We start from the raw sequence: 13,958 nt of genomic DNA on the forward strand, positions 1-13,958 counted from the left end.
GCTACCGCCGGTCATCGCCTGTCGCCGGTGTAGACGACGGCGGCGCATACCGCGTCGACCCCCGAGATCAGCTCGGCGAGCGCCTTCGGAAGTTCCCGATGGGTGGATTCGGCCCAGGCTCGCAGGCCCGCCCGGTCGAGTTCCGGTTCGCAGAAGTCGTCGAGCCCGATGGTCCAGGCCAGCAGGGCGAGGCAGACCGAATGCGGATCCGGCTGTTCGGTGCCGAGTACGGCCGCCCGCACCTTGCTGCGCGCGGCCGTCGACATCAGCAGATCCCGCGGCGGGTACCGGTGATTCTTCCGCATGAGCATCCGGTCGGTCTCGCGGTCGATCACCCCGGCGGCGAGCAGATTGCCCGCGACCGTTTCCCCGAGGTCGTGCCGCAGATGGGTGACCCATTCCCGGACGGTGTGCCGCTCGCGTTCGCGGAGGATTTCCGAGAACACCCCGTCGAGCGGGGGATGGGCGAGGTCCCGCCGTGACAGCGGGCGGATTCGCTTGCGTTCCACGGTGATCCGCTCGGCGAGGAGGAGATCGCAGAGTGCGGAACCGGCCATTCCGATGCCGAGTCCCGTGCGGCGCATCGCGGGTTTTCCGGTGAACTCGTCGTGGGCGAGAAAGAACAGGGAATCGACCAAGGTCAGCCGACGCATGAATGGCACGCCCTCCGGCGTTGTAGTGCGGGACGCCAAAGTAGCGGTAGTGCGCGGACCACTGCGACCCGAGGTCCGTTTTTAGCCTGAACGGACGTACCTGCCCGGGGTGCCCGGCCCTAGGGTGGGATGGCTTCGCAAGATCAAGAACGTCCAGCGTCAAACCGACGTCCGGGGGGACGGGTTCATGGGTACGCAAAGACCGCGGCGCGGTCTCGGTCATCGGCGGCTCGGGGCCGCCCAGATCGTGTTCTTCGTGGTGGCCGCGGCGGGCCCGCTCTTCGCCATCGCTGGCGGGGTCCCGACGAACTACGCGGTCACCGGCAGTGTCGGGGTGCCGCTGTCGTTCCTCCTGCTCGCCCCGGTACTGGGCCTGTTCGCGGTCGGGTACGCGGCGATGAGCCGCTACATCACCAACGCGGGCGCCTTCTACCCGTACGTCGCCAACGGGGTCGGCAAATCCACCGGCGCCGGGATCGCGTTCGTCACGCTGATCTCCTACAACGCCATCCAGATCAGCATCTATGGCCTGTTCGGCTGGTCGGTGTCGACCTGGCTGGGCACGCTCACCGGCTCCCCGCCGCCGTGGTGGTTGTGCGCGCTGGTGATGGTGCTCGTCGTCGGCGCGCTCGGCGTCCTGCGGGTCGATCTCAACGCCAAGGTGCTCGGGGTGGCGTTGTGCCTCGAAGTGGCCGTCGTCGCGATCGTCGACATCGCGTTGTTCTCGAATCCGGCCGGTGGCGACGTTTCCTGGGTGCCGCTGGAGCCGTCGAGCCTGTTCACCACGGGTGTGGGCGCGGTGTTCGCGTTCTCCGCGGCCGCGTTCATCGGTTTCGAGGGCGCGGCGACCTACGGCGAGGAGACCAGGGAACCCAGCCGCACGGTCGGCCGGGCGACGTTCGCCGCGATCGCGCTCACCGCGGTGCTCTACGTCGTCTCGTCGCTCGCGCTGGCCGTGGGCGCCGGGCCGGACGTCATCGTGACGACCGCGGCCGCCCAGGGTCCGGACCTGCTGTTCAACCTGGCGGGCGAACATCTCGGCGACACGTTCTCCAACGTGGCGTACACGCTGTTCGTGACCGGGCAATGCGCGGCGCTGCTGAGCTTCCACAACGCCGTCGCGCGGTATTTCTTCGCCCTCGGCAGGGAAGGACTGCTGCCGCGCTCGCTGGCCAAGACCAGCAAACGCACCGGCGCGCCGGTGGCCGGTTCGCTTACGCAGACCGCGCTCGCGCTGGTGGTCGTGTCGCTGTTCGCGATCGCGGGCCGCGACCCGGTGACCGAACTGTTCACCTGGCTCGGCACGACGGCGTCCACCGGCGTCGTGGTGATCATGATCGCGGTCTCGCTTTCGGTGATCGGCTTCTTCAAACGGCGCCGCCAAGCCGAAAACGCCTGGCGCCGCTGGATCGCGCCCTCGCTGGCGATCCTCGCGCTGTCGGCCGTGCTCGCGCTGATCCTGCTCAACTTCGATCTGCTGCTCGGCCCGGCCGGGACGTTCCTGTTGCGCTGGGGGCTGCCCGGTCTCGTGCTCGTCGCCGCCCTTGCCGGTTTTCTGCGCGCGGAAGTGTTGCGGACGAAGGATCTCGAGACGTATGCCGCCATCGGCGGCCCGCTCGAAGAGGACGACGAACCGGTCAAGCTGCGGGCGGGACGATGATCACCATCCGTCCGAAGAGGACAGTGTGATCCGGATGCCACTTCGGCGGCGCGAGCCGTGACTCTATAAAGGACTGGTAAAGTGGCGGGCAGATGACGACTACCCGTGCCCCCGCCACACGGCACCGTTCCGTCTTCTTCCTGCTGATCTTGCTCGTCTTCGCCTTCGTCACGCCGACCGTCCCGCACGGGCACGGCCGGGCCGCGGAGGAAGATCCCGTCGCCGTCTTCGCGACCCATCCGCTGCCCGCCTTCCACGGCGGGCAGGCCGTTCCACTCGCCGACGCTCCCGCCGAAACGGAGACCGTCGACCTCCCCGACGCCGGAAACGTTCCTGAGCAGGGCGAACCCGTCGTCATCACCCGAGCGGTGCCCCAGGCGCCCGCACGGGCACCTCCGCGCTGATCGGCGTCTTCATCCCCGCATCAGCCATCCATGGAGGTCTCCATGAGTTCCGGTCATGCCCTGCTGGCCGTCGGCGGGGCGTTCCTCGCCGCCGGTGTCATCGCCAGAGCCGGCGCCCGTATCGGGCTGCCCACCATCCCCCTGTTCATGCTGGCCGGTTTCGTCTTCGGCCCCAACACGCCCGGACTGTCCCTTGTGGACGATCCCGCCGAACTCGGTGTGCTCGCCGGGCTCGGCCTCGTCTTCCTGCTGTTCTATCTCGGCCTCGAATTCTCCCTCGACGACCTGGCCAAGGGCGGGCGCAAACTCGTCTGGTCCGGCCTGATCTACCTGATCCTGAACATCGGCGGCGGGCTGGCCTTCGGCTTCCTGCTCGGCTGGGGGACCAGGGAAGCGCTGGTCATCGCCGGTGCCATCGGTATCTCGTCGTCGGCGATCGTCACCAAACTCCTGCTCGAATCCCGCCGGATGGACAACCCCGAATCCCGGCTGATCATGGGCATCATCGTGATCGAGGACATCTTCCTCGCGCTGTACCTGGCGTTGCTGCAGCCGGTGCTGTCCGGCGCCGGGAGCTTCGGCTCGGCGCTCGCCGATTTCGGCAAGGCCTTCGCGTTCCTGATCGTCATGGCCGCGCTCGCCCGCTGGGGTGGCCGGGTCGTGTCGAAGCTGTTCGGCTCGGCCGACGACGAACTGCTGACCGTCTGCTTCGTCGGTGTCGCGGTCATGGGTGCCGCCGTCGCCGAAGAGGTCGGGGTGTCCGACGCCATCGGCGCGTTCATGGTCGGCATGATGCTCGGCGGCTCGAAGGTCGCGCCGCGGATCCACAAGCTGGTGCTCCCGCTGCGGGACGCGTTCGGCGCGCTGTTCTTCTTCATCTTCGGGCTCAGCATCGACCCGAACGCGGTCGGTTCCGTGGTCGTGCCGGTGCTGATCGCGGTGGCACTGACGATCGTGCTGAACCTCGGCGCGGGCGCGCTGGCCGCCCGGGTGAACGGCTTCGATCGCCAGGCCGGGGTGAACATCGGGCTGACCGTGCTCACCAGGGGCGAGTTCTCACTGGTGCTCGCGGCGATGGCGACCGCGGCCGGGCTCGATTCGCGGGTCGCGCCCTTCGTCGCGGGCTACGTCCTCCTGCTGGCCGTGATCGGTCCAGTCGCGGTCATCCGTTCCGAGAAACTCACCTGGTTGCTACCGGCGAGTATTGTCCGGGGGACTTCGACCCGCCGCGACGAGCCGGCCAGGGCGACGTGACTAGGAGGCCCGGGTGACGGAGCGGTTCGGCGGCTACCAGAACGAGATCTACCTGCAAGGACTCGGCGGTGTCTTCCCGCCGTGCTCCACCGACGCCACGAAGCTGGAGGAGTCGGCGCGGGAGATCCTGGAGCCCGGACCGTTCTGGTACGTCGCCGGCTCGGCCGGTTCCGGTGCCACCGCCCGGGCGAACCGCGAGGCGTTCGACCGCTGGCGCCTGGTGCCCCGGATGCTCACCGGCGCCACCGAGCGCGACCTGTCCACGACCGTCCTCGGCACGCCCGTCCCGGCGCCGGTGTTGCTGGCGCCGGTCGGCGTCCAGTCGATCGTGCACGAGGGCGCCGAACCGGCGGCCGCGCGCGCCGCGGCGTCGGTCGGCCTGCCCTACGTCATGTCGACGGCGTCGTCCACGAGCATCGAGGACGTCGCCGAGGCCAGCGGTGACGGGCCGCGCTGGTTCCAGCTGTACTGGCCGACCGACAACGACGTCAGCGCGAGCATCCTGGCGCGGGCGAAGGCCGCGGGTTTCACGACGCTCGTGGTCACGCTCGACACCTGGACCCTCGCGTGGCGCCCGAACGACCTCGACCACGCGTATCTGCCGTTCATCAAGGGCGTGGGCCTCGGCGTCCCGCTGAGCGACCCGGTGTTCCGCGGCCTGCTGGAGAAGACGCCCGAAGAGGACGCGCCGACGGCGATCCTGCGCTGGATCTCGATGATCACCGGCACCGACAGCACCTGGGACCGGCTGCCGTTCCTGCGTGAGCATTGGGACGGGCCGATCGTGCTCAAGGGCATCCAGCACCCGGACGACGCGCGCCGTGCCGTCGAGGCCGGGATGGACGGGATCGTCGTGTCCAACCACGGCGGCCGCCAGGTCGACGGCGCGATCGCCTCGCTCGACGCGCTCCCGGAGATCGTGGCCGCGGTCGGCGACCGGCTCGAGATCCTGTTCGACTCCGGCATCCGTACCGGCGCCGACATCGCCAAGGCGCTCGCGCTCGGGGCGAAGGCCGTGCTGGTGGGGCGGCCGTGGGTGTACGGGCTGGCGCACGCGGGGGAGGAGGGCGTGCGGCACGTGCTGCGGAGCCTGCTCGCCGACCTCGATCTGACCATGGGCCTGTCCGGGCACCGCACCCTCGCCGACCTCACGCCGGGGTCGCTCACCCGCTCCTGACCAGCGCGGTGTCGCCTCCGGCATATTCGGAGGCCCGGAACGTCACGCCCGGCTATCCTGGTGCCGGTCATGGCTTCTCAACCTTCCCCGCTCGGCGCCCTGCGCGCTCGCCTGCCCGAGTTGATGTCGCGCGACGAGCACCGCCTCCGGCGCCGGCTCGACGGTGCCCGGAAAGCGCGTAACGCCGAGTCGATCGCCGCCCAGATCGAGGCCGATATCGAGGCCGCCGAGCTGCGGGTCACCCGCAGGCGGGACAGCGTCCCGAAGATCTCGTTCCCGGAAGAGCTGCCCGTCAGCCAGCGCAAGGACGAGATCGCCGAGGCCATCCGCGACCACCAGGTGGTGATCGTCGCGGGGGAGACCGGGTCGGGGAAGACGACCCAGCTGCCGAAGATCTGCCTCGAACTCGGCCGCGGTATCCGCGGTCAGATCGGGCACACGCAGCCGCGGCGGCTTGCCGCGCGCACGGTCGCCGATCGCATCGCCTCCGAGCTGAACACCGAACTCGGCGAGACCGTCGGCTACAAGGTCCGGTTCACCGACCAGTCCGGGCAGGACACGCTGGTCAAGCTGATGACGGACGGCATCCTGCTCGCCGAGATCCAGACCGACCGGATGCTGCGGCAGTACGACACGCTGATCATCGACGAGGCACACGAGCGCAGCCTCAACATCGACTTCATCCTCGGCTACGTCAAGCAGCTGCTGCCGCGCCGCCCCGATCTCAAGGTGATCATCACCTCGGCGACGATCGACCCGGAGCGGTTCTCCAAGCATTTCGACGACGCGCCGATCGTCGAGGTCTCGGGCCGCACCTATCCGGTGGAGGTCCGCTACCGGCCGATCATCGACCCGGACGATCCCGACGCCGATCAGGATCGTGACCAGACGCAGGCCATCTGCGACGCCGTCGACGAACTGCAGCACGAGGGCCCCGGCGACATCCTGGTGTTCCTCTCCGGTGAGCGGGAGATCCGCGACGCCGCCGACGCGCTGTCCAAACAGGACCTGAGGAACACCGAGATCCTGCCGCTGTACGCGCGGCTCTCGTCGTCGGACCAGCACCGGGTGTTCCAGCGCCACACCGGGCGCCGCGTGGTGCTCGCCACCAACGTCGCCGAGACGTCGCTGACCGTGCCGGGTATCAAGTACGTCGTCGATCCCGGCACCGCGCGGATCTCGCGGTACAGCCACCGCACCAAGGTGCAGCGGCTGCCGATCGAACCGGTCTCGCAGGCGTCGGCGAACCAGCGCAAGGGCCGCTGCGGCCGGACGTCGGACGGTATCTGCATCCGCCTGTACTCCGAGGACGACTTCGACGCCCGGCCCGAGTTCACCGATCCGGAGATCCTGCGGACCAACCTCGCTTCGGTCATCCTGCAGATGACCTCGCTCGGCCTCGGCGACATCGCGGCGTTCCCCTTCGTCGAGCCGCCGGACCGCCGCCAGGTCACCGACGGTGTCCAGCTGCTGCAGGAACTCGGCGCGTTCGAGATGTCGGACGGCAAGAAGCTCACCGAGACCGGCCGCAAACTCGCGCAGCTCCCGGTCGACCCGCGGATGGCGCGGATGGTGCTGGAAGCCTCCCGTAACGGCTGCGTCCGCGAAGTGATGATCATCGCCGCCGCACTGTCCATTCAGGACCCGCGCGAGCGGCCGGCCGAGAAGCAGCAGGCGGCGGACGAGCAGCACGCGCGGTTCGCGGACAAGACATCGGACTTCCTGGCGTACCTGAACCTCTGGGAGTACGTCACCGAGCAGCAGAAGGCGTTGTCCAGCAACCAGTTCCGCCGGATGTGCCGCAACGAGTACCTGAACTACCTGCGCATCCGCGAATGGCAGGACATCTTCAGCCAGTTGCGTCAGCTGGCCAAACCGCTCGGCATCACCCTCAACACGGACGGCCCGGCCGATCCGCAACGTGTGCACACGTCGCTGATCGCCGGGCTGTTGTCGCATGTCGGCCTCAAGGATCCGGCCAAGGGCGACTATCTCGGCGCGCGCGGGGCGCGGTTCTCGGTGTTCCCGGGTTCGGCGTTGTTCAAGAAGCAGCCGCGGTTCGTCATGTCGGCCGAACTCGTCGAGACCTCGCGCCTGTGGGGCCGGGTCAACGCGCGGATCGAGCCGGAATGGGTCGAGCCGCTCGCCGGGCACGTCGTGAAGCGGAACTACTCCGAGCCGCACTGGGAACGCAAGCAGGGCGCGGTGATGGCGAAGGAGAAGGTGACGCTGTACGGCGTCCCGCTCGTCGCCGACCGCCGCGTCAACTACGGCCGCATCGATCCGGAGGTGAGCCGGGAGCTGTTCATCCGGCACGCGCTGGTCGAGGGTGACTGGGAGACCCGGCACCACTTCTTCCGCGAGAACCGCGCGCTGCTCGACGAGGTCGAGGACCTGGAGAACCGGGCCCGCCGCCGCGACATCCTGGTCGACGACGAGACCCTGTTCGAGTTCTACGACCAGCGTGTCCCGGCCGACGTCGTCTCCGCTCGGCATTTCGACAGCTGGTGGAAGAAGGCGCGGCACACCCAGCCCGATCTGCTGAGCTTCGAGAAGACGATGCTCATCAACGAGACCGCGGGCGGCGTGCGCGAGGCCGACTACCCCGACTTCTGGGCGCAGGGCACGCAGACCTTCAAGCTCACGTACCAGTTCGAGCCGGGCGCCGACGCGGACGGCGTCACCGTGCACATCCCGCTGCCCGTGCTGAACCAGGTGACCGCGGACGGCTTCGACTGGCAGGTCCCCGGCCTGCGCGAAGAACTGGTGACACAGCTGATCAAGTCGCTGCCGAAGGCTCTTCGGCGGAACTTCGTGCCGGCGCCCGATCACGCGAAGCTGGTGCTCTCGCGGGTCGGCCCGGCCGACGGGGCGCTGCTGCACGCCGTCGCCGACGAGCTGGAAGCGTTGCGCGGGGTGGTGATCCCCGACGACGCCTGGCAGCTGTCGGCGGTCCCCGAGCATCTGAAGATGACCTTCCGCGTGGTCGACGTCCGCGGCAAGAAGGTGTCCGAAGGCAAGGACATCGAGGCGCTCAAACGGGACCTGAGCGGCCAGGTGCGCGCGACGATCTCCAAGGCCGCCGACAGCATCGAGCGCGAGGGCCTGACGACGCCCGCGTTCGGCGAACTGCCGAAGGTGTTCGCGAGCAAGCAACGCGGGCACGACGTCAAGGCGTATCCGGCGCTGGTCGACGAAGGCGGTTCCGTGGCGGTGCGGCTGCTGGACACGCCGGGCCAGCAGGAACAGTCGATGTGGGCGGGCACGCGGCGGATGCTGCGGCTGAACATCCCGTCGCCGATGAAGTTCATCACCCGCAGCCTCGGCAACTCGTCGAAACTCGTGCTGAACCGGAATCCGCACGGCTCGGTGGCGGCGCTGCTCGAAGACTGCGTGGATTGCGCGGTCGACAAGCTCGTGGCCGACAACGGCGGACCGCGCTGGGACGAGGCAGGCTTCGCCGTCCTGCTGGAAAAGGTGCGCGCGGGCCTGAACGCGGGAGTGCTCGACGTGCTGACCAACGTCGAGAAGATCCTGCGCGCGGCCAACGACGTCGAAACCCGGCTGGCCGACACGCGCGGCCCGAAGGACTCGCTCGCCGACATCCGTGCTCAGCTGGACGGGTTAGTGCACAAGGGTTTCGTCACCGAAACCGGGCAGGATCGGCTGAAGCACGTCGTCCGGTACCTGCGGGGGATCGAACGGCGGCTGGAGAAGCTCCCGACCGAGCCGACGCGCGACATCCAGCGCACCGGCGACATCGCCTGGCTCCGCAACGAGTACCAGGCCGCGCTGGACGCGCTTCCGCCGGGCACTTCGTCCCCCGCGCTGCGGGAGATCCGGTGGATGATCGAGGAGCTGCGGGTGAGCTTCTTCGCCCAGACCCTCGGTACCGCCCACCCCGTCTCGCTCAAGCGAGTCATCAAGGCCCTGGACGACGCCTCCGCCTGATCACGCGAGTCCCGCCCCCAATCACACGAGTCCCGCCCCCAATCACGTGTGTCGTCCACCTGATCACGAGTGTCGTCCGTCCAGTCACGCGAGTTCGCCGCCTGAGCACGCGTGAGCCGCGGGATGGAACGCGGAACTCGCGTGATTGGAGACGTGACTCGCGTGATTGGAGGGCGAACTCGCGTGATCAGATGGACGACACGCGTGATTGGGGGCGGGGCTCACTTCGCGTCGGCGTAGGTGTCCACGGCGGCGATGTGCAGCGGGAACCGGACCGGGCAAGCCGCCCCGAACAGCAGGCGTGCCGCCTCGGCCATGCTGTCCACAATGGACTGCGAGACCTCGTCGGCGAACTCGGCCGGGGTGTGCACCAGGACCTCGTCGTGCTGGAAGAACACCAGGTGCGCGGGGGAGGGGAGCCTGCCGCGCAGGGTCGCCAGCAGGACCGCGGTCATATCCGCCGCGCTCGCCTGCACGACGAAGTTGCGGGTGAACCGGCCCCAGTTGCGGGACGCCTGCCGCGCCTTCAGCTCGCCGGCCTCGTCCGCCGCGACCCCGCCGGTCAGCGCGCGCCAGGCCTCCGACGGCGCGGGCGACGTCCGGCCCAGCCGGGAGCGGACGCGCTCGCCGCGTTCCCCGGCCTGCGCGGCGCGCTCCACATAGGACACCGCGTCCGGGAACCTGGTGCGCAGCAACGCCAGCAGCGGTCCCGCCTCGCCGGACGTGCCGCCGTACATCGCCGACAGCATCGCGATCTTCGCGCGGTCCCGGTCGTCCCTGTCGTCCCACGCGGGCACCGGCACGCGGCGCACTCCGGAGAACATCGCCTCGGCGAGGCTCGCGTACAGATCCGTGGCCGCGGCGACGTCGGCCAGCTTGCGGTCCCCGGACAACGCCGTCAGCACCCGCGGCTCCAGCTGCGCGGCGTCGGCGACCACCAGCTTCCAGCCCGGATCGGCCCGGACGCAGGTCCGCAGGACCTTCGGGATCTGCAACGCGCCCCCGCCCCGGCTCGCCCACCGGCCCGAGACGACCCCGCCGACGACGTAATGGGGGCGGAACCGGCCGTCGCGCACCCATTCGTCGAGCCACGTCCAGCCGTTGGCCGAATGCAGCCGCGCGAGCTCCTTGTACTCCAGCAGCGGCGGGACGGCGGGATGGTCGATGTCGCGCAGCAGGTACTTCCTGGCCGACGAGACCTCGATGCCCTCCCGGCCGAGCGCCCGGACGACGCTGGCCGGGGCGTCCGGGTTGACCGGGCGTCCGCCGAACGCGTCGCTGATCTTCGCCGCCAGCTCGACCAGGCGTTTCGGCCGCTGCCCGGCCGGTACACGCGGCCCGAGCTGTTCGGCCAGCAGTTCGAGGTGCAGGTCCGCCCGCCACGGCAGGCCGTCGGCCGACATCTCCGCGGCCGCCAGCGCGCTCGCCGACTCCGCCGCGAAGAGCAGCCGCAGCCGTTCCGGATGGTCGGTCAGCGCGACCCGTTTCTCCTGCTCGGCCAGCACCCGGCGGGCCGCGTCGATCACCGTGACGCCGGCGGGCAGCCGAGGGCCACGCGTCTCGAACAGCGTCGGCTGGTCGTCCTCGGCCCAGAGCGGCGGCTCGTCGGCGGGAGCCTCCTGGCCGTTCGCCCTGGCCAACGCCGCGCGCAGACTCCGCGACTCCTGTGGGCGGCCTTCGTGGGCGAGGAGCAATCCCTCGGTCAGTGTCAGGTCGTGGCAGCGCCGCACCCGGACGCCCGCCTTGATCAGCGCCGGATACGTCCCTTCGACCGACGGGAACACCCAACGGGGTGAGTGCTCCGCCTCCATGCGCCGTACTTCGCCGACGAACTCCGGGAGCTTGAGACCCCGCAGCGGGGGCTGTCCGGAAAGAGCGATCGCGAAGTCGCCATCTTCCTCTTGACCTGCGATCGCCTGCACACTCACATTGTGGTGGTTCCCCCTGACAATTCTGTCACCAGACGGCTAGTGCGCCTGCGCTATCGGTCGGCTACTGTCGAGTAGCAACCCCATACCGCCGGTACGCGAATCGCCGGTGGCATGGTGTCTCGCCGCAGCAGCAACGGAGGTGCCCGGATGAGAAACCCCACCGGCCTCGCCACCCTGGTGGCGGGCAAGGTGACCGAGACCGTGCGCAGCATCGACGTGATGCGCCAAGCGGGCCTGCTCCCCATCCCGCGGGTGGACGAGGGCCTGCGTTCGCTGGTCATGGTGCGCAAGTGGGGCCCGTTCGCCGGCGCGAACATGATCGCCGCCCGCCGGGACCCGACCGCGACCGGCATCATCGACGAGCTGGGGCCGCTGACCTTCAAACAGCTCGACACCCAGTCGAACGCGCTGGCCAGGGCGTGGTCCGAACGCGGCCTCGGCCCGGGTTCGGTGATCGCCGCGCTCTGCCGCGACCACCGGGGTCTCGTGCTGACGATGCTCGCCTCGGGCAAACTCGGCGCCAAGCTGCTGCTGATGAACACCGGGTTCGCCAAACCCCAGCTCGCGGACGTCGCGAAACGTGAAGGCGTCACGGCGCTCGTGTACGACCAGGAGTTCACCGAGCTGCTGGATGCCGTCGAAGGCGACGTCGAGCACTATCTCGCGTGGGTCGATTCGGACACCGCTCGCCCGGACGGCGTCCCGGTCGTCGCCGAACTGGTCGCCAGCACCGACGACCGTCCGTGGCCCGCGCCTGCCAAACCCGGCGGGTTCATCCTGCTGACCAGCGGCACCACAGGGACGCCGAAGGGCGCGCCGCGGCCGCACACCTCCGCGCTCGCCTCCGCGCAGTTCCTCGACCGGATCCCGCTGCGCACCGGCGAGGCGACCTACATGGGCGCGCCGCTGTTCCACGGCACCGGGTTGTCGCAGTTCATCCTGTCCTTCGCGCTCGGTTCGAAGGTCGTCATGCGGCGCAAGTTCGTGCCGGAGGAGACGTTGCGCGGGGTCGCCGAGAACCGCTGCACCACGCTGGTCCTCGTGCCGACGATGCTGCAGCGGATCGTCGACCTGCCCGAGGAGGTCCGCGCCAAGTACGACACCTCGTCCCTGCGGATCATCTTCGTCGCCGGCTCCGCGCTGTCACCGGATCTGGGGAACCGGGCGACCGCCGCGTTCGGCGACGTCGTGCACAACCTCTACGGCTCCACCGAGGTCGCGGTCGCGACAGTCGCGACGCCCGAGGACTGGCGCAAGGCGCCGGGCACCGTCGGCCGCGCGCCGGTGGGCTGCAAGGTGGCGCTGTACGACGAAAAGGGCGGCAAGATCACCGAGCCGCATGTCACCGGCCGGGTGTTCGTCGGCAGCGGGCTGAGCTTCCAGGGCTACACCGACGGGCGCAACAAGGAGATCATCGACGGGCTGCTCTCCAGCGGCGACGTCGGCCATTTCGACGAGGACGGTCTGCTGTTCATCGACGGCCGCGACGACGAGATGATCGTCTCCGGCGGCGAGAACGTCTTCCCGATCGAGGTGGAGAACCTCCTGGTCGAACGCGAGGACGTGATCGAAGCCGCGGTCGTCGGCGTCGAGGATCCCGAGTTCGGGCAGCGGCTGAAGGCGTTCGTGGTGCGGGCCGAGAAGTCGGACCTGGACGTCGACGGCGTGCGCGAGTACGTCAAGGCGAACCTCGCCCGGTACAAGGTGCCGCGCGATGTGGAGTTCCTCGACGAGCTACCGCGCAACGCGACCGGGAAGGTGCTGCGCAACAAGTTGCACTAGTACTCCCAGTCGATGCCGAAGACGCCGGGGCCGAAGTCGAGCGCGACGGCGTGGACGCCGTTGCCCTGGTCCGGTTTGAGTTCCTTCCGGTCCATCGGCGAGGTGCCTTGGCGCGAATATTGCCAGCACTTCGCCGGGCTGGACTCCGGGTCGAACCGGACCTCCAGCAGGTACTCGCGCACGGGACGCCGGAACTCGCGGTAATGCGTGTTCCGGCATTCCGGGTACGGCGGCCCGGGGTTGGTCAGCGAGTACTCGATCAGGTGAGTCTCGCCGCGGTCGATGGGCCGGTCGAAGAGCAGTTCCGCCACGGTGAGCCCGTGCTCGTCGTCGACCTCGGCGCGCCCGACGTGGCAGTTGCGCAGCGTGTTCAGCACCGGCGGCCCAGCTTCCGGGTCGCCCTGGGCGTAGACGAGCAGCCACCGGTCCTGCCCGTCCGCGCCGGCCTGGAACACCGCCCGCGCGGTCACCGCGCGTTGCCCGCCGTCCTCGGCGATCTCGCACAGGTCGTGCAGGCCGACGAGCTTCAGCTGATGGTGTTGTTCGAGCGCGTTGGGCGCGCCGACCTTCTCCAGCAGCGCCTGGAGCGCTTCGAGCGGGAAGGTCAGCGGCTGCTCGGTGGTCGCCCGGCTGCGGCGTGACGACGCCCCGCGCGGCCGTGGCGGCGGCAGCAGGCCGAGCAGGGAACCGGCGGGGATCGCCAGTACCTCTTCGAGGACGCGGACGGCGGACAGCGAACTCTGCCGTTCCGGCTGACGTTTGCCCGATTGCCAGTAACTCAGCGCGGTCACGCTCACCGACGCGCCGCGCGCGAGCAGCCGGGCTTGGATACGGTCGAGACTCAGGCCGCTCGTGGCGATGGCCGATCGCAACGCGGTGGCGAACGCGGTACGCGGTTGATCTTCATCGTCCGTGGTCACTCGGTCCGCCGCGCTCCCCGCCACCATATGCTGCCCGACCGCCCCCGTCTGCCGTTCCCTGACACCGCCCGGTTGATAACAACACGAATAACTTTAACAGTCTGAGGTAACGCTTCAGGGGCGCCTTCTGCCAGGCGAAAACGACTTTCCGGACGAGCGTCGTTACGCCGGATGGCCTAGTACTGGTAACTGTGAATCATTGCCCGCCCACCTGCGCACCGGCTTG

Annotated in this window: 9 protein-coding genes; 6 read left to right on the forward strand and 3 right to left on the reverse strand. The window is 69.3% G+C overall.

From position 1 onward, the window contains the following. Positions 1–11 precede the first annotated feature (11 nt). Positions 12–653, reverse strand: a complete 642-nt coding sequence (locus tag ACFWIW_RS04615; RefSeq protein WP_378367124.1) for a GPP34 family phosphoprotein — start codon at positions 651–653, stop codon at positions 12–14. Positions 654–840: 187 nt separating this feature from the next. On the opposite strand from ACFWIW_RS04615, the gene ACFWIW_RS04620 reads away from it, so the two are divergent. From ACFWIW_RS04620 to hrpA, 5 genes are all read left to right on the forward strand, one after another. Next, positions 841–2,313 (forward strand): APC family permease, encoded by a 1,473-nt coding sequence (locus ACFWIW_RS04620; protein ID WP_378367125.1) that lies wholly within the window; start codon positions 841–843, stop codon positions 2,311–2,313. 92 nt (positions 2,314–2,405) lie between these two features. Beyond that, positions 2,406–2,717, forward strand: a complete 312-nt coding sequence (locus ACFWIW_RS04625) for a hypothetical protein (RefSeq protein ID WP_378367126.1) — start codon at positions 2,406–2,408, stop codon at positions 2,715–2,717. Positions 2,718–2,759: 42 nt separating this feature from the next. Then, the gene (locus ACFWIW_RS04630; protein ID WP_240594778.1) at positions 2,760–3,971 is read left to right on the forward strand and encodes a cation:proton antiporter; all 1,212 of its coding nucleotides are present in this window, start codon (positions 2,760–2,762) and stop codon (positions 3,969–3,971) included. Between the two features lie 13 nt (positions 3,972–3,984). Beyond that, positions 3,985–5,148, forward strand: a complete 1,164-nt coding sequence (locus ACFWIW_RS04635) for a lactate 2-monooxygenase (RefSeq protein WP_378367127.1) — start codon at positions 3,985–3,987, stop codon at positions 5,146–5,148. 123 nt (positions 5,149–5,271) lie between these two features. Then, positions 5,272–9,099 (forward strand): ATP-dependent RNA helicase HrpA, encoded by a 3,828-nt coding sequence (hrpA, locus tag ACFWIW_RS04640; RefSeq protein WP_378367199.1) that lies wholly within the window; start codon positions 5,272–5,274, stop codon positions 9,097–9,099. A gap of 221 nt (positions 9,100–9,320) precedes the next feature. Here the strand turns inward: hrpA and ACFWIW_RS04645 are convergent, their stop codons facing one another. Next, complete coding sequence (locus tag ACFWIW_RS04645) at positions 9,321–11,027, reverse strand: bifunctional 3'-5' exonuclease/DNA polymerase (protein WP_378367128.1); 1,707 nt, start codon at positions 11,025–11,027, stop codon at positions 9,321–9,323. A 150-nt stretch (positions 11,028–11,177) separates the two neighbouring features. Here ACFWIW_RS04645 and ACFWIW_RS04650 point away from each other — a divergent pair, with 150 nt between their 5' ends. Beyond that, a complete protein-coding gene (locus tag ACFWIW_RS04650) occupies positions 11,178–12,812 on the forward strand; it encodes an acyl-CoA synthetase (RefSeq protein ID WP_378367129.1) in 1,635 nt (544 codons plus the stop codon). Here the strand turns inward: ACFWIW_RS04650 and ACFWIW_RS04655 are convergent. Continuing rightward, complete coding sequence (locus ACFWIW_RS04655) at positions 12,809–13,759, reverse strand: hypothetical protein (protein ID WP_240594775.1); 951 nt, start codon at positions 13,757–13,759, stop codon at positions 12,809–12,811. The two genes, ACFWIW_RS04650 and ACFWIW_RS04655, sit on opposite strands and share 4 nt — an antisense overlap. Positions 13,760–13,958 lie beyond the last annotated feature (199 nt).

The organism is Amycolatopsis sp. NPDC058340 (assembly GCF_042723975.1).
Taxonomy (GTDB): Bacteria; Actinomycetota; Actinomycetes; order Mycobacteriales; family Pseudonocardiaceae; genus Amycolatopsis.

Excerpts from the sequence above, each read along its gene's own strand:
- ACFWIW_RS04615 (WP_378367124.1), bottom strand. The coding sequence starts at position 653 with ATGCGTCGGCTGACCTTGGTCGATTCCCTGTTCTTTCTCGCCCACGAC.
- ACFWIW_RS04650 (WP_378367129.1), top strand. The coding sequence starts at position 11,178 with ATGAGAAACCCCACCGGCCTCGCCACCCTGGTGGCGGGCAAGGTGACC.
- ACFWIW_RS04620 (WP_378367125.1), top strand. The coding sequence starts at position 841 with ATGGGTACGCAAAGACCGCGGCGCGGTCTCGGTCATCGGCGGCTCGGG.
- hrpA (WP_378367199.1), top strand. The coding sequence starts at position 5,272 with ATGTCGCGCGACGAGCACCGCCTCCGGCGCCGGCTCGACGGTGCCCGG.
- ACFWIW_RS04655 (WP_240594775.1), bottom strand. The coding sequence starts at position 13,759 with ATGGTGGCGGGGAGCGCGGCGGACCGAGTGACCACGGACGATGAAGAT.
- ACFWIW_RS04630 (WP_240594778.1), top strand. The coding sequence starts at position 2,760 with ATGAGTTCCGGTCATGCCCTGCTGGCCGTCGGCGGGGCGTTCCTCGCC.
- ACFWIW_RS04625 (WP_378367126.1), top strand. The coding sequence starts at position 2,406 with ATGACGACTACCCGTGCCCCCGCCACACGGCACCGTTCCGTCTTCTTC.